General features: G+C 64.2%; 18 protein-coding genes and 1 pseudogene. 12 read left to right on the forward strand and 7 right to left on the reverse strand.

Annotated elements, in window-relative coordinates:
* Positions 1 to 69: 69 nt before the first annotated feature.
* The 3 genes from P3T40_RS21795 to P3T40_RS21805 all read right to left on the reverse strand — a co-directional run bounded on the left by P3T40_RS21795 (position 70) and on the right by P3T40_RS21805 (position 2,697).
* Positions 70 to 1,449 carry an NAD(P)/FAD-dependent oxidoreductase gene (locus P3T40_RS21795; RefSeq protein WP_429269798.1) on the reverse strand — a complete coding sequence of 460 codons (1,380 nt, stop codon included), beginning with the start codon at positions 1,447 to 1,449 and terminating at the stop codon, positions 70 to 72.
* 156 nt (positions 1,450 to 1,605) lie between these two features.
* A complete protein-coding gene (fabG, locus tag P3T40_RS21800) occupies positions 1,606 to 2,322 on the reverse strand; it encodes a 3-oxoacyl-ACP reductase FabG (RefSeq protein WP_429269799.1) in 717 nt (238 codons plus the stop codon).
* Between the two features lie 114 nt (positions 2,323 to 2,436).
* The gene (locus tag P3T40_RS21805; RefSeq protein ID WP_429269800.1) at positions 2,437 to 2,697 is read right to left on the reverse strand and encodes a phosphopantetheine-binding protein; all 261 of its coding nucleotides are present in this window, start codon (positions 2,695 to 2,697) and stop codon (positions 2,437 to 2,439) included.
* Positions 2,698 to 3,379: 682 nt separating this feature from the next.
* On the opposite strand from P3T40_RS21805, the gene P3T40_RS21810 reads away from it, so the two are divergent.
* The 10 genes from P3T40_RS21810 to P3T40_RS21855 all read left to right on the forward strand — a co-directional run bounded on the left by P3T40_RS21810 (position 3,380) and on the right by P3T40_RS21855 (position 13,982).
* A complete protein-coding gene (locus P3T40_RS21810) occupies positions 3,380 to 4,036 on the forward strand; it encodes a hypothetical protein (RefSeq protein ID WP_429269801.1) in 657 nt (218 codons plus the stop codon).
* A 72-nt stretch (positions 4,037 to 4,108) separates the two neighbouring features.
* Positions 4,109 to 5,977 (forward strand): AMP-binding protein, encoded by a 1,869-nt coding sequence (locus P3T40_RS21815; protein ID WP_429269802.1) that lies wholly within the window; start codon positions 4,109 to 4,111, stop codon positions 5,975 to 5,977.
* Complete coding sequence (locus P3T40_RS21820; RefSeq protein WP_429269803.1) at positions 5,974 to 6,972, forward strand: acyl-CoA synthetase; 999 nt, start codon at positions 5,974 to 5,976, stop codon at positions 6,970 to 6,972. Before P3T40_RS21815 ends, P3T40_RS21820 begins: the two co-directional genes overlap by 4 nt.
* A 3-nt stretch (positions 6,973 to 6,975) precedes the next feature.
* Positions 6,976 to 7,614: an outer membrane lipoprotein carrier protein LolA gene (locus P3T40_RS21825; RefSeq protein ID WP_429269804.1), complete on the forward strand. Its 639-nt coding sequence runs from the start codon at positions 6,976 to 6,978 to the stop codon at positions 7,612 to 7,614.
* Positions 7,614 to 10,166 carry an MMPL family transporter gene (locus P3T40_RS21830; RefSeq protein WP_429269805.1) on the forward strand — a complete coding sequence of 851 codons (2,553 nt, stop codon included), beginning with the start codon at positions 7,614 to 7,616 and terminating at the stop codon, positions 10,164 to 10,166. Before P3T40_RS21825 ends, P3T40_RS21830 begins: the two co-directional genes overlap by 1 nt.
* A complete protein-coding gene (locus P3T40_RS21835; protein ID WP_429269806.1) occupies positions 10,163 to 11,080 on the forward strand; it encodes a polysaccharide deacetylase family protein in 918 nt (305 codons plus the stop codon). Before P3T40_RS21830 ends, P3T40_RS21835 begins: the two co-directional genes overlap by 4 nt.
* Positions 11,081 to 11,155: 75 nt before the next feature.
* Positions 11,156 to 12,391, forward strand: a complete 1,236-nt coding sequence (locus tag P3T40_RS21840) for a beta-ketoacyl-[acyl-carrier-protein] synthase family protein (protein ID WP_429269807.1) — start codon at positions 11,156 to 11,158, stop codon at positions 12,389 to 12,391.
* Positions 12,388 to 13,221, forward strand: a complete 834-nt coding sequence (locus P3T40_RS21845; protein ID WP_429269808.1) for a beta-ketoacyl synthase chain length factor — start codon at positions 12,388 to 12,390, stop codon at positions 13,219 to 13,221. Before P3T40_RS21840 ends, P3T40_RS21845 begins: the two co-directional genes overlap by 4 nt.
* Positions 13,218 to 13,715 carry a hotdog family protein gene (locus tag P3T40_RS21850; RefSeq protein ID WP_429269809.1) on the forward strand — a complete coding sequence of 166 codons (498 nt, stop codon included), beginning with the start codon at positions 13,218 to 13,220 and terminating at the stop codon, positions 13,713 to 13,715. The genes P3T40_RS21845 and P3T40_RS21850 overlap by 4 nt, the downstream gene beginning before the upstream one ends.
* Positions 13,716 to 13,730: 15 nt before the next feature.
* The gene (locus P3T40_RS21855; protein WP_429269810.1) at positions 13,731 to 13,982 is read left to right on the forward strand and encodes a hypothetical protein; all 252 of its coding nucleotides are present in this window, start codon (positions 13,731 to 13,733) and stop codon (positions 13,980 to 13,982) included.
* A gap of 99 nt (positions 13,983 to 14,081) precedes the next feature.
* Here P3T40_RS21855 and P3T40_RS21860 read toward each other — a convergent pair whose 3' ends face one another.
* The 4 genes from P3T40_RS21860 to P3T40_RS21875 all read right to left on the reverse strand — a co-directional run bounded on the left by P3T40_RS21860 (position 14,082) and on the right by P3T40_RS21875 (position 19,994).
* Positions 14,082 to 15,185, reverse strand: a complete 1,104-nt coding sequence (locus P3T40_RS21860; RefSeq protein ID WP_429269823.1) for a hypothetical protein — start codon at positions 15,183 to 15,185, stop codon at positions 14,082 to 14,084.
* A gap of 149 nt (positions 15,186 to 15,334) precedes the next feature.
* Positions 15,335 to 16,162 carry a creatininase family protein gene (locus tag P3T40_RS21865; protein ID WP_429269811.1) on the reverse strand — a complete coding sequence of 276 codons (828 nt, stop codon included), beginning with the start codon at positions 16,160 to 16,162 and terminating at the stop codon, positions 15,335 to 15,337.
* A gap of 430 nt (positions 16,163 to 16,592) precedes the next feature.
* Complete coding sequence (locus tag P3T40_RS21870) at positions 16,593 to 17,618, reverse strand: aldo/keto reductase (protein ID WP_429269812.1); 1,026 nt, start codon at positions 17,616 to 17,618, stop codon at positions 16,593 to 16,595.
* Between the two features lie 225 nt (positions 17,619 to 17,843).
* Positions 17,844 to 19,994, reverse strand: coding sequence for an ATP-binding protein (locus P3T40_RS21875; protein ID WP_429269813.1), 2,151 nt, complete (start codon positions 19,992 to 19,994; stop codon positions 17,844 to 17,846).
* A gap of 201 nt (positions 19,995 to 20,195) precedes the next feature.
* Between P3T40_RS21875 and P3T40_RS21880 the strand changes: the two genes are divergently transcribed.
* Complete coding sequence (locus P3T40_RS21880; RefSeq protein ID WP_429269814.1) at positions 20,196 to 21,470, forward strand: HlyD family secretion protein; 1,275 nt, start codon at positions 20,196 to 20,198, stop codon at positions 21,468 to 21,470.
* Positions 21,467 to 22,030: pseudogene (locus tag P3T40_RS21885) on the forward strand (MFS transporter); the annotation flags it as partial. The gene P3T40_RS21880 and the pseudogene P3T40_RS21885, both read left to right, overlap by 4 nt.
* Between the last annotated feature and the right edge of the window lie 56 nt (positions 22,031 to 22,086).

A 22,086-nucleotide genomic window follows, 5' to 3' on the forward strand; every position in this document is an offset into this window, starting at 1 on the left:
AGCAACGTGAATAAAAGTCTTGGAAGGTCTGCCGGTTATCGGCAAGGAAGCGGTGCGCGATTCGCACCTTCAGCGGGACGCCATCTGCGTTTCATTCGCCTCGCCACTAGCCTCGCGCAAATTGCGCCGCCGCGCGCGCCACGCCCGCCAAGTATGCGGCGCATTCAGCAGCACCGACACGTAGTACGCGCCCTTGAAGAGGCCAAGCGAACGCCAGATTGGCGTGTCCTCGAAGATGTCGCCGGCGAGCAGCGATAGCAGCGCCTCTTTCATGCGCAGCACGTTGCGCGGCGCCATGAAGAGCTCGCGCATCGCGGGCGAGGTCATTCGGTAGATAAACCACGAGAACGCCTTCGGCCCATGCCGCAGGCGTTTGTCGAAACGCGCCAGCGCCGCTTCAGCCCGTGCGGGATCGCGCAGGCAGACGTCGATCGCTTCCGCGCCCGCAAAGGCGCTTTGCATGGCCAGCATCACGCCGGACGAAAACACCGGATCGATGAACGCGAAGGCGTCGCCGAGCAGCAGAAAATTGCGCCCGTGCGTGAGCTCGCCACTGTACGAATAGTTGCCCGTGGCGTGCACTTCGTTCACCCGCCCGGCATGCTTCAGCCGTTCGGCGAGCGGCGCGCATAGCGCAATGGTGTCGGCAAAGAAGTCTTCGACCGAGCGGCCCTTCGGACGGCTTTTCAGGTAGTACGGCCACACCACGGCACCCACGCTGGTCGTGCCGTCAGCGAGCGGAATGAACCAGAACCAGCCGTGATCGAACCAGTACACGGTGATGTTGCCTTCGTGCTCGCCGGGATTACGCTCTGCACCGCGAAAATGGCCGTACAGCGCGGAGCTGTTGTGCTTGTCGTTGCGACGCTTGCTCTTGAACTGATTCGCCAGCAGCGTATCGCGGCCTGAGGCGTCCACCACGAAGCGCGCCCGCACCTGCTCTTCGCGGCCGTCTTCGTGTTGGGCACGGATCACGGCGCCTGAGTCGTCCGGCAGAAACGCGACCTCGCGCGCGTGGCAACCCTCCGCCACCTCCACGCCATGCGCTGCGGCATTGCGCAGCAACAGATGATCGAGTTCGGAGCGGCGCACCTGGTAGGCGCCGGGCATCGACTTGTCCCATGCTTCCGCGAACAGAAAGCGTTCCATCCGGTTGTCGTGCTGCGGCGAAACGAATTCGGCGCCCAGCTTGACCATGCCGATTGCCCTCACCTGCTCGCCCACGCCGAGGCGGTCGAAGAGCCGCAAATTGGCCGGTAACAACGACTCGCCGATATGAAAGCGCGGGTGCCGTGCCTTTTCCAGCAGACGCACGCGGTAGCCGCGGTCGGCGAGCAACGTGCCGGCGCTCGAACCAGCGGGGCCGCCGCCAATCACGACGACATCCCAGAGGGTCGCGTCAGATTGATTGAGTTGTTCCGGGTGGTCGGTTTGAATCGCTTCGGCCATCGTTTTCCTCTGCATGCTGACGTGGGCGGGGCCGGCCATCCGCGGGCCGCCCTTCGGCGGTCCGACGATTAGACGGTCCTGCGGTCTTGAGATGAGGCCTCGCGGCGCTCTCTGCGTACTCCTGGATGCACAATTTGTGCCCGACCAACGCCCGTTTCAGCCGAGACCACCGTTGATCGACAGCACCTGACCGGTCACATAGGCTGCGGCGTCTGACACGAGGTAGGCGACCATCGACGCCACCTCTTCGGGCTGGCCTGCACGCTGCGCGGGCACCAGTTGCTTGATCCGCTCCGGCGGAAAGGCCGAGCCAGCCATCGGCGACTCGATGATGCCGGGCGCCACTGCATTCACCGTGATACCGCGCGAAGCCAGTTCGAGCGAGAGCGACTTCGTCGCGCCGATCAATCCAGCCTTCGCCGCGGCATAGTTCACCTGGCCACGATTGCCCATCACACCGGCTACCGACGCCATGTTGACGATACGCCCCCAGCGGGTGCGGATCATCGGCATCAGGAGCGGCTGCGTCACGTTGAAAAAACCGTTCAGCGAGACGTCGATCACGCTGCGCCATTGCTGCTGCGTCATGCCGGGCATCGGCGCGTCGTCGTGAATTCCTGCGTTGTTGATGAGGATCTGCACCGGCGCGCTTTCCAGCAGCCCTTCGAGCGCACGCTGGGTCGCATCGGCATCGGTCACGTCGAACGCAATGGCGTGCGCGCTGCCGCCTGCTGCGACGATCCTTTGGGCGGTGGCCTCGGCTTGCGCCAGGCTCCGGTTGGCATGCACCCATACTTCGTGACCTGCCTTGGCCAATGCTTCGCTGATGGCCTGCCCCAACGCGCCGCTGCCGCCTGTCACAAGCGCTCGCATCGATTCTCCATTACTGAATGCTTTCACTTATCACTGAGAACGTGGACCTTGGCGCTGCACGAGCCTCGCACCATGCCTCTCATGAGCCGAGACCGCGCGCCGCCCGCTCACTAACTAGCGGACGCGATGCGCCTCCACATAAGCCGCGAGCGCGCCGAGCGTGGCGAAAATTTTCTGGTTGTCCGGATTGTCCGAACGCAGTTCGAAGCCGTATTTCTTCGAAATCAGCAGCGCGATTTCAAGGATATCGATCGAGTCGAGCCCCAACCCATCGCCGTACAGCGGTGTGTCTGCCGACAGCGTTTCGAGTTGCACGTCCTCGAGATTCAATTCGCCGACGATCAGCGCGGCCAGCTCTCTTTCCAGTTTATTCATTGCCTTGTATGCAGGGATCAACGCCAATGGAAGGGGTGAAACCAGGCCACTACCCGGGCCCCTGCGCGAGCCGTGGCAGCGCAGCTTCCCCCCCTGTCGGACCGGCAATCCGCCCGCTTTTCGAGATTGTAAGTCTGGGGCGATTCTAGCGAAGCACCCCCCGCTCGTATACCGAGAAAGGGTTACATGAAGTTTTGCGCCTCCACGCGCGCCAGGTAAGCGAATGTAAGGCAGAACCCTCTACGCGCCGCAGCGGGAACGGTACGCTAGAATTGCGCCCGCCGCGTTCACGAGGCGCGGCCACACAAACAGTTACAAAAGCATTTGCGAACCCAGTGCGCTCGGGCGGGTCTTTTAAACAGGTTCCCATCAGGAACAAAAAATGCGTGGCGAGGGTATCGTCGGACACGAACGGCGCTATTCATGTGAAGAAAGAACCGGCAGCTCGCCTGCGAACCGGCTTTGAAATTTCCCCATATATGCAGCGTATCGACCTTATTCCTAGTGTGTTGTTGCGGGCGGCCATTCGTAAGATGGCCCTCTGCGGACAACCGCTCTTAATGACCGCGATCAACGCCGCGTGTGCCGACGCGACGGCACACGCCAGCTGTAATGCCGGCGTGCTGCTGTCCTTGCGCGCACGCGGCGCGACTGCCTTTTCTAGCTGCGCAGGGAGTACGCCATGCCGCAGCTAAACCGTATCGTGCGTGGCGCGGCCACGGTCGGCGTCATCGCCGCATGCGAGCTCGGCACGCATTACGCAGCCAGCACGCCGGGCGCCGAGGGTTTCGGCTTCGCCGTGGTCGTCGCTCCGCTTCTGCTGATTGCGCTCGCCGCCGCAGCCCGCGCACCGCAGCGCGTCTGGCTTTTGCCGCTATGGGCTTGCGGCTGCCTCGCTTTGTGGGTGACACGGGCACCGCTCGTGCGGCACTTCGAATGGGGCGCGTATCTCGAACATCTGAGCATCAACCTCGTCATGGCATTTGGTTTTGGCCGCACGCTCGCAGCCGGCCGCCAGCCGCTTTGCAGCCAGTTCGCCGCGGTAGTCCACGGTACGCTTACGCCGGCCGTGGCGCATTACACCCGCCAGATCACGGTCGCCTGGACGGCGTTCTTCCTCGCCATCGCGGGCGTGTCGACGCTGCTGTTTGTCACGGCGCCACTGGTTGTGTGGTCAACCTTCGCCAATTACATGACGCTGCCGCTGGTCGCGGTGATGTTCGTCGGGGAACATGCGTGGCGGCGCGTGGCGCTGCCCAATGTGCAGCGCTCCAGTATGTTCGCCGCGGCCCGCGCCTACCGCCATACGATGCACGGCCGCGCCGAACGCGCACAATGAATCCAGCTTCGATCTCCGCGCTGCGTCGAATGACGGCAATGCGGATCCGGAGCCACTGCTTTGACTGACGTTATGCCGAGCTTACCTCTGCTGTTCCACTCGTCGTCCGCACAGACGATTGCCTGGCGCGACGGCTCGCCGGTTTCCGTACGCGAGTTTCTCGCCGACGTGACGCGCCTCGCAAAGGCGCTGCCGGAGGGCGGCCATGTGTTCAACATGTGCGCCGACCGCTATCGCTTCGCGGTCGGCCTGTGCGCGACGCTGGTGGCCGGCAAGATCAGCCTGCTGCCCTCCGCGCACACGCCGGAAGCGGTGCGGCAATTGGCGTCGTTCGCGCCGGACACGTTTTGCCTGCACGATAGCGCCCACTGTACCGTCGAGTTGCCGCGCTTCCGTTTTCCTTCGGAGTCCGGTGAAACTGAGGCGCGTTCTGGCGTCGATGCATGCGCACGTGGCAGCACCGACACCCATGCCGAAATTGTGGTGCCACAGATCGACGCGGCGCAGGTCATGGCCTATCTGTTCACGTCCGGCTCGACCGGCGTGCCGGTGCCGCACGGCAAGAAGTGGGGCTATCTGGTCAAGTGCCTGCGCACCTCGGCCACGCGCCTCGGCTTGACCGGGATGGGCGCCTGCACGCTGGTCGGCACCGTGCCGCCGCAGCATATGTACGGCTTCGAGAACACGGTGCTGTTGGCGCTAATCGGCGGATTTGCATTCAGCAACGGTCAGCCGTTCTATCCCGGCGATATCGCCGCGGAACTGGCTGCCGTCCCGCAGCCGCGCGTGCTCGTGACTTCACCGGTTCATTTGCGCGCGCTGATGATGTCTGGCCAGGCATTGCCGCCGGTTTCGCTGATGGTGTCGGCGACCGCCCCGCTCGCCCAGGATCTGGCGCGCACCGCCGAGGCTCGCCTCGAGGCGCCGCTGCTCGAAATCTACGGCAGCACCGAAAGCGGCCAGATCGCGACGCGCCGTACCGCACAAAGCAACGCGTGGCAGCTTTATCCCGAGATCTGTCTGGAGACGCGGCGTCAGGCGAGTGCCGTGAATAACGTGGGTACCGCCAGCGAGGAGTCAAACGATGAAGACGAAGCAACCGTCTGGGTATCCGGCGGCCATATCGAAGAGCCAGTCTCGATGGGCGATGCACTCGAACTGCTCGACGCCAGCCATTTTCTGCTGCATGGGCGCAAGAGCGATCTCATCAACATAGCTGGCAAGCGGACCTCGCTCGGCTACCTGAATCATCAGTTGAACGAGATACCTGGCGTGGTCGACGGCGTGTTCTTCATGCCGGACGAGCCTGCAGCCAGCCAGGCGTCCACGCGCCGCGGCGGGCATGTCACGCGTCTGCTGGCGTTCGTCGTGGCGCCGAACCTCGCACCCGCCGATCTGCAGCGCGCGCTGCGCGAACGCATCGACGCCGCGTTCATGCCACGCCCCTTGTTCTTCGTTGACTCGCTGCCCCGCAATGCCACCGGCAAGCTGCCGCGCGACGTGCTCACGGCGCTGGTTGCGCAGCACATGCGCGCGGCCCCAGCCACCAGCGCGCGCTCAAAGGAAATTGCCAGCGCAAATCCGAGCGCAGAGCCGCCCGCCACGCCGGCTACGAAGCAAGCCACGAGCGCCCTCACCTTCACGATCGCCCCGGATCACGCAGCCCTCGCCGGCCACTTCCCCGGACAACCGATCGTGCCGGGCGTGGTCCTGCTCGATCACGCCATCAGCGCCATCGGCAGCGCGCTGAACCGTTCGCTCGACGCCTGCCGTCTAAGCTCAGCCAAATTCCCGAGCCCCGCTGAAGCGGGCACGCCGCTCGATCTCGTGTTCGAGACAACCGCCAGCGGCGCGATCCGCTTCACCGTCAGCGCAGGACAGCGCGCGGTCGCAAGCGGCGTGCTGGCTGCAGTTGTGCCTGTCGCGGAGGTGTGCTCATGAAGCGCCCGGCCTGGACCCAACGCGCGGAGCGGAGCAACCTCCCGATGATGCGCTTCATGACGTGGCTGTCGCTACGCCTCGGCCGGCGCCTGAGCCGGGTGGTGCATGCGCCCGCCAGCATCTATTTCATGCTGTTTTCGCCTGCCGCGTGCAAGGCCTCGCGTGCCTACCTCACGCGTGCGCTGGGCCGGCCGGCGAGCTGGCTCGATGTCTGGCGGCATCTGGTGGCATTCGGTGCGACCATCCACGACCGCATCTACCTGCTCAACGAACGCTACGACCTGTTCGACCTGCGTCTTCACGGCGAAAAATTGGTCGGCGCCACGCTGGCCGAGGGACGCGGCGCATTTCTGATCGGCGCGCATCTGGGCAGCTTCGAAGTGGTGCGCGCGATTGGACGCACCCAGCCGAACCTGCGCGTCGCCGTGACGATGTACGAAGACAACGCTCGCCGTATCAACGCGATTCTCGCCTCCATCAATCCGGCCGCGAAGCAGGATGTGATTGCCCTCGGCCAGGTCGATTCGATGTTAAAAGTGCGCGAGTATCTCGACAGCGGCAGCATGATCGGCATCCTCGCCGACCGCACCTTGTTAGGCGATGCGCGCGATTCGGTCCGCTGGGTCGACTTTCTCGGCAAGCCTGCGGCGTTTCCGCTTGGTCCGCTGCATATGGCGGCAATGCTCAAACGTCCGGTGATCTTCATGACCGGGTTGTATCGCGGCGGCAACCGCTACGATATTCACTTCGAGAAACTGGCGGATTTCTCGCAGGTCGAACGAAGCCAACGCGGTGCCGCAGTCGAAGCCGCGCTCGCGCGTTATGTCGCCTTGCTGGAGCAACACTGCCGCGCCGCGCCGTATAACTGGTTCAACTATTTCGACTTCTGGCAAACCGAACCAGCGGCCGAGACAGCTGCTGAGGTCGCCGCGCGAAGCGCTGCAAAGGCAGTGCCCGCCACCGCCGATCTGACAACCACGAGCAGGAACACCTGACGCATGATTGCAGCTCACCCACTGCCCCGCGTTTCACTGGACCACAAGGCTCGCGCGCTTGCCGCGGTGCTGGCCGTCGTCGCGGCGGTCTTCGTATCGCATGCCGCGCATGCGGCCAGTCCCGACGCTTCCGGCTGGAATCTCGACCGGCTGATGTCCACGCTCGGCCAGAAGAAATCCGGGCATGCGAGTTTCGTAGAAACCAAGTACCTGTCGATCGCCACCGAGCCCGTGACCTCTTCGGGCGAACTGGTGTTCACCGCGCCCGACCATCTGGAAAAGCGCACGGATAGTCCAAAACCGGAAGACCTCGTGGTCGACGGCGACAAGCTGACCATCGCCCGTAACGGCCATAAGTACACCTTGGCATTGACGCAGTATCCGGAGTTGTCGGCCTTTATCGAAAGCATTCGCGCCACCTTGTCGGGCAACCGGTTTGCGCTCGAGCAGGTGTACAAGGTGGCGGTCACGGGCAGCGGCGACGACTGGACACTCACGCTCACGCCGCTCGATTCCCGCATGCTGAAGACGATCAGCACCATCACGCTGACCGGTACGCGCGACCTGCTGCATACGGTCGCGATCCAGCAGGCCGACGGCGATCATTCGCTAATGCGCCTGCAAAACGACGCGGCCAACTGATGCGCGAGCCGCTTCCCGCCGGCACTTCACAGCGCGGCATCGGCCGGCTGCTGAAACAACGCGCCGTGCTGGTGTGGCTTGTGTTCCTGCTGGCCTGCGCCGTCGTGATCAGCCGGACCACCTTTACCGCCGACCTGTCGGCCTTCCTGCCGCGCTCACCGAGCGCCGGACAGCGCGTGCTGGTCGATCAGTTGCGCGACGGGTTGGTGTCGCGGCTGATTCTGGTTGGTATCGAAGGCGGCGATCCAGCTTCTCGCGCGACGCTCTCGCGCAATGTGGCGGCCGCCTTGCGCGGCGATGCGCAGTTCGCCTCGGTCAACAATGGCGAGCCTGTCAGCGAGGCGCGCGATCAACAGTTCATCTACGCGCATCGCTATGTTCTGAGTCCCGCGGTGACGCCACAGCGCTTTTCGGTCGACGGGCTGCATCAGGCGCTCGGCGACAGTCTCGACCTGCTGGGCTCGTCGGCTGGGATGTTCAGCAAGGATCTGCTGCCGCACGATCCGACCGGCGAAGTCGCCACGCTCGTCAGCCGGCTCGACAGCGGCGCACAGCCGTCGTCGCAGGACGGCGTATGGGCCTCGCGCGACGGCAAGCGGGCGGTGCTGGTCGTGCAGACCGCTGGCGCCGGTTCCGATACCGATGCCCAGGCTCGCGCCATCGCCGCTGTGCAGCACGCCTTCGATACCGCCACGCGTGCCCTGCCGAACCCCGCGTCCTACCACCTGCTGATGACGGGGCCGGGCGTGTTCTCCGTCGAGACCCGCGACAACATCAAGCACGACGTCGCTCGCCTGTCCGCCGTCAGTCTCGTGCTGATCGTCGCGCTGCTGCTGGTCGTTTACCGCTCGCCCCTGACGCTTGTGCTTGGCTTGCTGCCGGTGCTGTCGGGCGTCGCAGCGGGCCTTGCCGCGGTGAGTCTGGCGTTCGGCACGGTGCATGGCATCACCCTCGGTTTCGGCACGACGCTGATCGGCGAAGCGGTGGACTATTCGATCTATCTGTTCGTGCAGTCCTCGCGTACGCAGACTCGCGGCACCGCTACGTCTGCAGCCGGTTCGTCGTCCGTGCGAGGCGACGCTGCGCTGAGCCAATGGATCGCCACCTACTGGCCGACTATCCGGCTCGGCGTGCTGACTTCGATCTGCGGTTTCGCCTCGATGCTGTTTTCCGGCTTTCCCGGCCTCGTGCAACTCGGGCTGTATTCGATCGCCGGTTTGACGAGCGCCGCGCTCGTCACGCGCTTCGTGTTGCCGCATCTGCGCGGCGCCCGTTTCGCGATCCGCGATGTCGCCCCGCTCGGCGCGAGGCTCGCCAGGATCACCGCCGCTGCGCCGCGCTTGCGCTGGCTGCTCGTAGCGTTGCTGGTGGCGTCGATCGCCACGCTCGCGTTCCATCGTCAACATGTCTGGAGCCACGAGCTGTCGGCGCTCAGTCCGGTGTCGAAACAAAGCCTGGCGCTCGATGAAAGCCTGCGCGCCGATGTCGGTGCGCCCGACGTGCGCTATCTGGTGGTGATCTCCGGCGCGAGCCAGGAAGCGGTACTCGAAGGCGCCGAGAAAGTCTCCGCGCAATTGGAGCCGCTGGTGGATAAGGGCGTGTTGGCCGGTTATGAAAGCCCTGCGCTCTATCTGCCGAGCGTGGCCGCGCAACGAGCCCGTCTCGCCAGTCTGCCGCCCGCCGACGTGCTCACCGCACGCATGCGCGAGGCCGTCGCCAACCAGACGATCAGCGTCAAGCCGGATGCATTCGCGCCGTTCATCGCCGATGTTCAGGCGGCCCGCCAGCAACCGCTGCTGCAACGTGCCGATCTGCGCGGCACGTCGATGGCACTCGCCGTCGATGCCTTGCTGACCGAACGCGCGGGCCGCTGGAGCGCAATGCTGTCCCTCCGAGCGCCGGACAACGCGCCAGGTAGCGCACACAACGCAGCCCATCCCACCGCTGCTGACGAACCGAGCCTCGACGCCCACACGATCCGCGCCGCCGTCGCAAGCGCCCAAGTACCAGACGCGCTGTTTGTCGACATGAAGGCCGAGGCCGATCGCCTCTATATCAACTATGTGCGCGAGGACATTCATCTGTCGCTCGCCGGGCTCGGCGCGATTGTCGTGCTGCTGCTGATCGCACTGCGTTCGCCGCAGGCGGTGGTGCGCACGCTCGCCCCGCTGATGGCAGCGGTGCTGGTGGTGTGCGCAGGCCTCGCGCTGGCAGGTGAACAACTGACGATCCTTCATCTGATCGGCATGCTGCTGATCGTCGCCGTGGGATCGAACTACGCGCTCTTCTTCAACAAGCCGAACCGCGGATCGAGCGGCGGCGTGCCGAGCATCGAGCCGCAGACGCTTGTTTCTCTGCTGATCGCCAATCTGGCGACCGTGGCCGGCTTCGGCCTGCTGGCAATGGCCCACGTGCCGCTGCTCAAAGCGTTCGGCCTGACAGTAGGTCCTGGTGCAATCCTCGCGTTGCTTTTTTCGGCGATTCTCGCGCCGGCCGTCACGCGTGTGAAAGCGCCCGTCGCGGCCGAGAGTCGCAGTGGAGAGCGGGTATGAGTTCGACGCCGCCTCGCCCGCTATCCGGCGCGCACGCCATGCCCGCCGCACCCGGCTCGGTGCGGCGCTGGAAGCCGTCGCCGTTCATCACAGGCGCGGCCGCGTTGCATGTCGGTGCCGCCGCGGCGGTCGCGCTGCAACCGGCGCTGTGGCCGTGGGCCGTCGGCGGCGTGGTTGCCTCGCATCTGACGTTGACGGCGGCCGGTCTGTGGCCGCGCAGCAGGTTGCTCGGGCTGAACTGGACGACGCTGCCGGCAAGCGCAGGCAGACAGATCGCGCTCACCATCGACGATGGTCCGGACCCCGAGGTCACGCCGCAGGTGCTTGACCTGCTCGATCGCTACAACGCTCGCGCAACGTTCTTTTGCATCGGCGATATAGCGCGCCACCATCCGCATTGCGTCGAAGCGATCGTCGCCCGCGGGCATGCGGTGGAAAACCACAGTCAGCGGCACCGGCATAACTTTTCGTTGCTGGGTCCAGGTGCATTGGAGCGCGAAATCGCCGCGGCGCAACAGACACTCACCGAGATCAGCGGCGTGCGGCCGCTCTTCTTTCGCGCCCCTGCCGGGCTACGTAATCCGTTTCTCGAACCCGTGCTGTGCCGGCTCGGGCTGCATCTGGCGAGTTGGACGCGGCGCGGGTTCGACACCCGCACGCGCGATGCCGCCGTGGTGACGCAGCGCCTGCTGCGGGGACTTGCGCCACGCGACATCCTGCTCGTCCACGACGGCCATCCGGCCCGCGACGCGCGCAATCGGCCCGTGGTGCTTGATGTGCTGCCCGCCGTGCTCGAAGCAGCATCAACCGCCCATTTGCGCTGCACCACCTTGCGCGCGGCGATTGCGCCCGGAGTCGGACAGGACGGCGAAGACGACGGCGCGCGCACGCTTTTTGCTACCATGGACAGATAGACTTTGGCGCCATCCATCAGCCGCGTTGGGCGGCCTTGCGATGTCCCACTGAACCCGTAACAGGACTGAATTGTCGTGAAACCTCTTGTGCTGACGCACTTTACCGCCACGAGTTGTATTGGCCGCGGGCTCGACGCCACGCTCGATGCGTTGCGCGGGCAACGCGGCGGTCTCGCGCCATGCCGCTTCGAGCGCGCGACGCTCGACACGTGGATCGGCGAAGTGCAAGGCGTCAATGAGCAGCCCGTGCGCGCTGATCTGAGCGACTTCGATTGCCGAAATAACCGGCTCGCCCAATTGGGACTGACGCAGGACGGTTTTGCCGAGGCGGTCGCCGCGGCTGCGCAGCGTTATGGCGGACAGCGCGTCGGCGTGTTTATCGGCACCAGTACCGCAGGCATACTCGAAACCGAAAATGCCTACCGTCACCGCGATCCGCAAAGCGGCGCCCTGCCCGCCGGTTTTCACTACGCCGAGACCCACAACCCGTATTCGTCGGCGGCGTTCGTGCGCGCCTATTTCGGGCTGCAAGGACCGGCGTTTGTGATTTCATCGGCCTGTTCGTCGGGCGCCAAGGTGTTCGCGTCGGCTCGCCGCATGCTTGCCGCCGGCCTGATCGATGCCGCCGTGGTGGGCGGCGTCGATTCGCTCTGCCTCACCACGCTCTACGGCTTCAACTCGCTCGAACTGCTGTCGCCCGCTCCATGCAAACCGTTCGACATCAACCGCGGCGGCATCTCCATTGGTGAGGCGGCGGCGTTCGCACTGCTCGAACGCGCGCCCGAGGCGAACGACGCATCTGCGCCCACGCCCGACGATGCGATCCTGCTCGTCGGCATCGGCGAATCGAGCGACGCTTACCATATGTCGTCACCGCATCCGGAAGGGCTCGGGGCGCGTCTCGCGATGGAACAGGCGCTTGGGAGCAGCGGAATCGGCGCAGACGGGATCGACTACATCAACCTGCATGGCACCGCCACGCCGAGCAACGACGCCGCGGAAAGCTGCGCGGTCAAGGCTTTGTTCGACGCCACGCCCTGCAGTTCGACCAAGGGCGCGACCGGCCACACGCTCGGCGCGGCCGGGGCACTCGAAGCCGTGATCGCCGCGCTCGCGTTACGCGAGCAGTGGCTGCCCGCCGGCATCAACACGACCGAGGCCGATCCGGAGCTGGGGCTCAACTATCAGTTGACGGGCGGTCCGACCAACCTGCGGACCGTCCTCAGCAATTCGTTCGGTTTTGGCGGCACCAATTGCAGCTTGCTGTTCGCGCGCGCCGACCGCGCGCTTAACGGAGCCGCCTCCTCATGATTGCCTTGAGTGCCTTCATCGAAAGTGTCGGGCTGGTCGGGCCTGGCCTGAATAACTGGGCCGACGCGCAGGACCTGCTCGCTGGCCGCGCGCCCTATGTGGCCGCGCGCACCGTGGTGCCCGCACCCGCCAGCCTGCCGGCAGCCGAGCGCCGCCGCACCGGCACGGGCGTCAAGCTGGCGCTCGCGGTCGGTCATGAAGCGGTGGCGGGGAGCGGCCGCGATGCCGCGTCGCTCGCCGCGGTGTTTGCCGCGTCGGGCGGCGATGGTCAGAACTGCCATGTAATCTGCGAGACGCTCGCGGGCGAAGACCGTGCCCTTTCGCCGACCCGTTTTCACAACTCGGTGCACAACGCGCCGGCCGGCTACTGGAGCATCGCCACACGGGCGATGGCGCCGTCCAACGTGTTGAGCGCCTATGACGGCAGCTTCGCCGCGGGTCTGCTCGAAAGCCTCTGCCAGGTGGCGGTCGACGGTGTGCCCACTTTGCTGATCGCCTTCGATACCGACTACCCGGCGCCGATGCGCGAGGTGCGGCCGATCCCCGATGCCTTCGGCGTAGCCCTGGTTCTCGCGCCGACGCAAAGTGCGAACACGCTCGCGCGCATCGACGCGCGCCTCACCGATACGCCCGCGACCGTGCTTGCCACGCCGGAGTTCGAGCAGATGCGCATCGGCAATCCCGCGGCCCGCGCGCTGCCGCTGCTCGATGCGCTGGCGGTGCAGCGTGCGGCGAGCGTCGTGCTCGACTATCTGCAGGACGTTCAGCTGCAACTCGACATCACGATGTCGATCGCGGTGCCGGACGGTTCAGGTGAGCCTACGCCATGACGTCCAGCTTTCCGCTCTCTCCGCCGCTCAATCATGCCTGGATCGCTGCGCACATTCCGCATAGCGGCTCGATGTGCCTGCTCGACCAGGTGGTTGAATGGAATGCCGAGCACATCCGCTGTACGGCGACCAGTCATCTTGATCCGCACAATCCGTTGCGTGCGCATGGACGTCTCGCGGCAGTGTGCGGCATCGAGTACGCCGCGCAAGCGATGGCCGTGCACGGCGCGTTGCTGGGCGCGTCGCAGGACCGTCCGCGCGCGGGCTTTCTCGCCAGTGTGCGAGACGTCGAAGCGCAGGCCGGCCGCCTCGACACGCTCGACGGCCCTTTGAGCGTCGAAGCCGAGCGCGTGAGCGGCAACGACAACAATATCCTCTACCGCTTTGCATTGAGGTGTGGCGAGCGCCTGCTGCTGACAGGCCGCGCCGCCGTCATGCTCGATGCGAGCGGCGCTACCTTAACGGCCGCGCGTGCCTTGAGCCCCGGCCTCTAATCAGGACCCCGTGTTATGAAGAAGTTCAGGCTGTTGCTCGCCGCACTCACGCTGGCCGCACTCACTCCGCTGGCCCATGCTGACCTCTCCGAGGGCGCGCACCAATTCAAGACCGATGTGAAGACCGCCGGCAAGGAAACCGGACACGCGATCGGCAACGCCGGTCGTGCGGTTGCGCATGGTGCGAAGACCGCGGGCCATGCGGTCGCGAGGACCACCCGCCATGGCTATTACGCAACCAAGCGGTGGGTGAAAGAAAAGACGTAAGCGGTGCAGCAAGAAGGCAGGCGTGCTGGACTTGAATCTAGCCCCGCAGCCAAGCGAAGCCGTAGCCGCGGGCGCGACATGAGTGAGCCCCGGCCGACCTCAACGCATATTCCCCGTATGTCCCAGCGAATAACGCCCCGGCTGCGGCCACACCGTCAGACCATGCGGCTCCATGCCGACTGGAATCGAGTGCACGGCGCCTGATGCGGTGTCGATGGCGTACACCACGTCGTCGAAGCGGCCCGACAGCCACAGCACCTTGCCGTCCGCGCTTACATTGCCCATATCGGGACTCCCGCCGCCAGGAATCGGCCAGGTGACCAGCACCTTGCGTGTCGTAAAGTCGAGCACCGAGACGCTGCCCTTGCCATGCTTGCCGCCATGCACGCGGTTCGAACCGCGGTTCGAGATATACAGCTTCGTGCCATCGCGGCTCGGATACAGCCCATGCGTGCCGACACCGGTCGGAATAAAGCCGATCTTCGTGAAGCTGTCGCCGTCGACCACGAACACGCCGTCGGCCATCATGTCGGCCACATAGAACACCTTGCCGTCCGGTGAGATGCGGATGTCCTGCGGCATGCCTTTCGCCTCGAGCTGCAGATAGCCCACCACCTTACGGTTCACCAGATCGATCTTCGCCAGCTTGCCGCCAAATTCGCAGGTGAAGAGCGCGTATTTGCCGTCAATCGAAAAGTCTGCGTGGTTGATGCCTTTGCATTCCGGCACATCGAGGTTCGATTTGAGCGCCATTGTATGGGCGTCGCGAAAGTCGAGCCGCGCGCGGGCCTCGGCGACGACAATCGCTTCCTTGCCATCGGGCGTGAAGTACATGTTGTACGGATCGTCGACCATGACCGCCTTGCCCGGCTTGCCGGTCTTCGGATCGATCGGTGTCAGGCTGCCGTCAGGCCGGCCTTCGGCGTTATTGGCCACCCACAGCGTCTGCAGATCCCACGACGGGACGACGTGCTGCGGGCTGAGTCCGACCGGAAACCGGTCGACCACCTTGAGCGTAGCTGGGTCGATCACGTAGACATCGTTCGAGCGCAGGTTCGGCACGTAGACCCGTTGCAAGGCGCCCGCTACTGCCGGACTCATGCGATTGACGCCCGCTTCGCTATACAGGTTGCCCGCGTTGACCACCGGAGGCATGCCCGGGACGGTCGTCACGGACGCTGCAGCCTTGGCCAGGTTCGTCATCCATAGACCCGTCAAAACCACACCAACAGACGATGCGAGCCGCAACCAGCGACCGGAACGGTAAGCCATAGCGAAGACCTCCATGAATGGGTGACGCAAGCGGGGTGACCTAAACGGTGTGATGCAAGCGGCGCGACGCAAGCGGTTGATCAGCGCCCTGCCGTGTCTTTCCTGATGGCTTCGACGGTTTTCGACACGATCGCATCGATGCCTAGCTGGCCGAGTTCCGCGGTCGCACGACGCGGATCGCCACCGTACACGCCGTCAGCCGGACCGAGTTTAGGACCACTGCGTAAGCGGTCGACCCGGACCATTTGCGGTGCGACCGCGAGCAGCAGCGAAGTGTCCGCGAGTCCGGCATGCGTGCCGATTTCGTCGTCGTGAAAACCATGCTCGCGCAGAATTGCGTTGAAACCGTCCGAACTGGTGCCGTAGTACTCCGGCGGCACGAAGGCCCGTGCCGGCGTACCGGCCCATGACTTGTTCAACTGGGCCACAACGCGTTTGACGTCGTTCTGATAGCCGCCGTGGTCGCCTAGAAATACGATGTTTTTGAAGCCATGCACCGCGAAGCTGTTGGCGGCGGATTCCAGCAACTTCTCGAACACATCGTCGGGAATCGTGATGGTGCCGGGAAACTTCATGTGGGAAGTCGGCGGCGCGTAGCCCCCTTCGGGCACATAGGCGATGATCGGCGCGACGAGCGCACTGCCAAGTCTCTCGGCGATACGCTGCGACAGCACGGCGACGCGTGCGTTGTGCTTGCCGAGCGCCACGTCGGGACCGCTTTGCTCGGTGCCGCCGATGGGGATGAGGATGGTGGTCTTGCCCGCTGCCACCTCGTCGCGCACTTCCGTCCAGGTCAGGTTTTCGAGGAAGACGGTTTTCGGCGTTTGGGCGAAAGCGCTTTGCGTGGCGATCAGCAAAACGAACCACGCGATGATCGACGCAAGCGGGCGCCGCGATGAAAAGCGCATGACAGGTCCCATCCCGGAAGATTGACGACGCCTGTGAGTATATCTGCCGCATCCGTTCGTGGAGGGGCATTTGCCGCGTCGCCTTAGAACGAAGACGACTCTGCGTTGGACTGGGGATTGAACGTTGACTGGGCGCGTTGCCGCGGGTTTTCCCCAGGCGAAATTGAGGCGCCAAACCTTTCTTTTAGCTTTCTTTATTCTTTCTATTACTGTTAAATTAGGCCTTCGATTAACGCCTGGAGACCTTTTCTATGTCGCACTTCATGCAAGGCGCGGTGACCTTGGGTGGTTGCATCGGCGCGTTCACGCTGGTTGTCGCCATCATCGAAATGTTGAGGTGATCGCAGCGTTCAACAGCGCTTGCCGCTCGCCTTCAGCGCGTCGTATTGCACAACACGCTGAAGGCAATGTCACAGCCTGAAACGCCGGCTTATACCGGCGACGGATTGCGTTCCGCAAACCCTTCCTGATGCCAGTACGGATACGCGGGCCGTACCGCGCTCGCTGCATCGAGTTTCGCCATCTGTTCCGGCGTCAGGTTCCAACCCACTGCGCCGAGATTCTGCCGCAGCTGTTCCTCGTTACGCGCGCCGATCAGCACCGTAGAAACCGTCGGACGTTGCAGCAGCCAGTTCAGCGCAATCTGCGGCACGGTCTTGCCGGTTTCAGCGGCGATTTCATCGATCGCGTCGAGCACGCGAAACAGATATTCATCCGGCACCGGCGGCCCCATATCAGCCGTCTTGTGCAAACGGCTCTTCTCCGGCAACGGTTGCCCACGTTTGAGCTTGCCGGTCAGACGTCCCCAACCGAGCGGACTCCACACCACCGCACCCACGCCCTGATCGAGCCCGAGCGGCATCAACTCCCATTCGTAGTCGCGTCCCACCAGCGAGTAATAGGCCTGATTGGCAACGTAGCGCGGATAGCCGTAGCGGTCCGCCACATCCTGCGACTTCTGCAGGTGCCAGCCGGAAAAGTTCGACACGCCGGTATAGCGGATCTTGCCTGCCCGCACGAGGTCGTCGAGCGTCGACAGCACTTCGGTCACAGGCGTTTTGGCGTCGAAGCCATGCAACTGGAACAGGTCGATATAGTCGGTTTGCAGCCGCTTCAATGATGCATCGACGGCCTGAATCAGGTGAAAGCGCGACGAACCCACATTGTTCGGCTCATCGTCGAACCGGAAGGTGGCCTTGGTCGAGATGAGGACCTTGTCGCGCTTGCCCTTGATCGCCTCGCCGAGCACGGACTCCGAAGAGCCGCGCGAGTAGATGTTGGCGCTGTCGAACATCGTGACGCCCGCGTCGAGGCAGATATCGATGAGACGCCGTGCTTCGGCCACATCCGTGGCACCCCACGCCTCGAAGAACTCGCCCTTGCCGCCAAATGTCCCTGTGCCGAAACTGAGTACCGGAACCTTGAAGCCGGACGCGCCCAAATGTCTGTATTCCATTGAACATCCTCCATAAGGTTGCCACTGAGCAACGGGGACTCAGTCTACGCGCGTCCTTGGGATCGTGTTGGCGGGCCGGCAAGCCAGGGCGGTGCTGTAAAAAATGCCCATGAGGGGCTAACTTTTACCTGCCGGTCGCATGATGCGAGGTCGGGCGCTGACGCGGAGTCGCGGGGCCACACAACTGCAGGATGCTCATAGCCGAGCCCTCGACTGCGGCCGCTCTTACTCGCAGGTTACGAGCGCATGCAGTTCGTCGATATTGAACGGCTTGGCCAGAATCGCGACGCCGATACGTTTGGCGCGCTCCAGTTCCTCAGCGTAGCCCGTCATCAGGACGATCTTCTGGGCCGGCCAGGAATGGCGCACCCGTTCAGCCAGATCGACACCGCTCAGCTTGCCGGGCATCTGTACGTCGGATAGCACGAGTTCAAAGGTCTCGCCGGCGGTGAGCACATCGAGCGCCCCATCCGCGGTGGCCTCGTGGCGCACCTCGCAGCCGAAGGTCTCGAGCACCGCCGAGATGCCCGCGGCGACGTCCTCGTTGTCTTCTACCAGCAGCACCACGCCTTGCGACGCGGAGCGTTCGTCGATGGCCGTGTCGTCAACCACTCTCGACGCTGCCCGCGCCTCCCGGTAGTGCGGCAGATACAGGCGGACAGTCGTGCCGCTGCCCACCACGCTGTCGATTTTCGCGGTCCCGCCCGATTGTTCACACGTGGCGAGCACCTGAGCGAGCCCGAGGCCTGTGCCCGAGCCCTGCAGCCTGGTGGTGAAAAGCGGCTCGAAGGCGCGATTCGCGACCGCTTCGGTCATACCCTCGCCGTCATCGGAACAGGAGATGAGTACGTATTCGCCGTCCGGTAATAGTGTGTCGCTCGACACCAGCCGGGTGTTCTGGCAACGAATCACAAAACGCCCGCCGTGCGGCATCGCATCGCGCGCGTTGACCGCGAGGTTCATCAGGGCGAACTCGAGTTCCGTCGGGTCGGCCAGCACGCGCCAGCTATCCACGACCACGTTGACCGTAACCTGCACCTTGTCACCCACCGCCGCGTCGATCAAGGTACCCGCGCCGGGCAGCCATTTCGCGAGATCGATCGGCTCCTGCTTGAGCGGCTGTTTCCGCGCCACGCTCAACAGCCGCCGCGTCAACGCTTCCGCGCCGGCGGTGGCGCGTTCCACCGCCATGACTTCGGGTTGCAGGTTATTGAAACCCTTGCGGTGGGCCAACTGCATGTTGGCGGAAACGACCATCAGCAGATTGTTGAAATCATGCGCGACGTTGGCGACCAGATTGCCGAGTGCGCCCATGCGCTGCAACTGGCGGCTCGACGCCTCCGCGGACAGGCGCATCGCCACTTCGCCCTGCCAGCGCTCCCATGCAAGGCGCTCGGTTTCAAGCTGGCGCAGCGAGAAAAACACCAGCAGCCAGATGGCGATGCACGGCACCACCGTGATAGTGGCGATGAGCAGGAAGTGATGCCACCACTGCCAGAAAATCGCGGCCGTGGCATACGCGCTCATCACGTAGAGCGGATAGTCGCCCACGCGCCTGAACGCCAGCAACCGCTCCGCGCCATCCACGCTCGAGGTCATCCGGACATGGCCGGACAACTCCTTGTCGCGCAGCGCATCCGTGAACGGCGTATGAGCCGAAGGCTCCGTGCCGAGCGGCCAGCCTGGATAGCGCACCAGCAACTGGCCGTCCTGGCGGTAGAGACCGAGCGCGAGCGATGGGTCGCCGCCCGTCAGGTCACGGTAAAAGCTCGAGAAATAGGCGCTGCGCAGCGCAATGGAGACCACGCCGAGGAAACGCCCGTCCGCCGCCGAGCGGCCGAGCGTCGTGTTGAAGACATCGGTCTGCGTGACCGTGCCGTACATGGGCAGAGAAAAGTAAGCTTCGGGGCGAATGGCTTCCGCCATGACGAAATCGTCGCGCGTAGCGATCGACAGCGCCGGAGCCGGATAGGTCCGGCTGTTGACCAGCAGCTTGCCGTCCGGGCCGAACACCGCGATGCCGGCGACCTGCGGAAAGTCGCCGCCAATCGCACGCAGCCGCTGGTGCAGTTCGTCTTCACGGGCGTGAATCGCGGCCGCGTCATCGTCGCCGAGCAGCTCGAGGATACGGGCGCTGATCTGCTGGTTGAGGTCCAGCACCTTGACGGCCTGCTCTTCGGTCACGCGCGCGAGCCGGTCGATGATGTCGTCCGAGTCGGCGATCCGGCGTTGATAGTCGAAGTAGCCATAGCCCACGAGGCAGGCGAGCGGAAACAGGATCGACGCGGCCAGTACCACCAGCAGAATGCGCCGCGTTGCAGCAAAGTTGCGCAACGGCAGCGGTAAATCCACGACAGCGCGCTCCGCATGTTGCACGTGACGATCTCCTGTGAAGGCAGATTGATTCTTCAGTGTAGGCCGAACCGGAACATCTGCACACGGCATGCCTGAAAGCCAAGGGCGCCGGTTCCGGTTTGCCTGACTTTACGATACGCGAGCCGGCAGAACAAACAGAATGGCGCTTCCGGCATGGCCAATGGCGTTGCTTTGCGAGCCGAAGCATGTTTTGTCCTGTGCATGAGCTGTGTTTGGCCTTCCCGACGGCCCACGCCCGGCCGCCTGGGTACGCCGATTGCTACCGCACGGGGCACCGCCCCAACGGAACGAACCGTCATGTCTGACCAGACCGCCTCATCTCACGGTGATGAAGATAAGCAACGCGAATCCGGTCAATCCGACCGCAAAGGCGGCGACAAATCCGACCACTCAGACGGCGACAAGAACGGCTCCGACAAGAACGGCTCCGAAAAACGCAAGGGCCCCGGCAAGAAGCCACTGATCATCCTCGCCGTGGTAGCGGTGATATTGCTGATAGGCGGGTTTATCTGGTGGTTCGCGACGCGCAACCAGGCGACCACCGACGACGCCTACACCGACGGCAACGCCATCACGATTGCGCCGCAGGTCTCGGGCTATGTGGTGGATCTCGCGATCAACGACAACGTCTACGTGCACAAGGGCGACCTGCTCCTCGTCATCGACAAGCGCGACTACCAGGCCCAGGTGGACGCGGCGCAGGCGCAGCTGGGTCTCGCACAGGCGCAGTTGAATGCGGCGCTGGTGCAGCTCGACATCGCCCGGGTGCAGTACCCGGCGCAGTATCTGCAGGCCAAAGCGCAGACCTCGTCGGCAGAGGCCAATCTGAAGCAGGCCCAGGCCGCGTGGGTGCGCCAGCACGCGGTCGATCAGCGCGCCACCTCGCAGCAGAACATCGATACCGCCGATGCGCAGCAGCAGACCGCCCGCGCCAATGTCCAGCAGGCGCACGCCCAGGAACAGACGGCGAGCCTCGTGCCGCAACAGATCCGGCAGACGGTGGCCACCGTCGAAGAGCGCCGCCAGCAGGTGCAACAGGCTGAGGCGCAGCTCGAGCAGGCGCGGCTCAACCTCTCGTATTGCGAAGTGCGGGCGCCGTCCGATGGCTGGATCACACGCCGCAACGTGAATTACGGCAGTTTCCTGCAGGCGGGTGTGTCGTTGTTCTCGATCGTCACGCCAGACGTCTGGGTGACGGCCAATTTCAAGGAATCGCAGCTGGAGCGGATGCGTCCGGGCGACAAGGTCGACCTCGAAGTCGATGCCTATTCGAAGCTCAAACTGCATGGCCATATCGATAGCGTGCAGCTCGGCAGCGGCTCGCGCTTCTCGGCCTTCCCGGCGGAAAACGCCACCGGCAACTTCGTCAAGATCGTGCAGCGCGTGCCGGTGAAGATCGTGATCGACTCCGCCTTGCCGCGCGACCAGCCGTTGGGACTGGGGCTCTCGGTCACGCCGAAGGTCTACCTGAAATGAGTGACCCGAACTGGAAGCCCGCGGCCAATCCGTGGCTGATCGCGGTTGTCGTCACGCTGGCCGCGTTCATGGAGGTGCTCGACACCACCATCGTCAACGTGGCGCTGCCGCATATTGCCGGCACCATGTCGGCGAGCTACGACGAGGCCACGTGGACTCTCACCTCTTATCTGGTGGCCAACGGCATCGTGCTGCCGATCTCCGGTTTTCTTGCCCGGGTAATGGGTCGCAAGCGCTATTTCCTCGTGTGCATCGTGGCCTTCACGATCTGCTCGTTTCTGTGCGGCATCGCCACCAATCTGACGCAACTGATCCTATTCCGGCTGCTGCAAGGGTTTTTCGGCGGTGGCCTGCAACCGAACCAGCAGTCCATCATTCTCGACACCTTCCCGCCGTCACAGCGCGGCCGGGCGTTCTCCATCTCGGCCGTGGCGATCGTGGTCGCGCCGGTGCTGGGCCCGACACTCGGCGGCTGGATCACCGACAACTTCTCATGGCGCTGGGTGTTCCTGCTCAACGTGGAATGGCACTTACTTAAGCCAGCATGGAGGAGAAGACGCGGGTAAGTACTTGAAGAGAAACGGAGGAGGCTGATCCAGGGATTGATAGGATGGTT

Origin of the sequence: Paraburkholderia sp. EB58 (assembly GCF_050436665.1) — a bacterium.
In the GTDB taxonomy this organism is placed as follows: Bacteria; Pseudomonadota; Gammaproteobacteria; order Burkholderiales; family Burkholderiaceae; genus Paraburkholderia.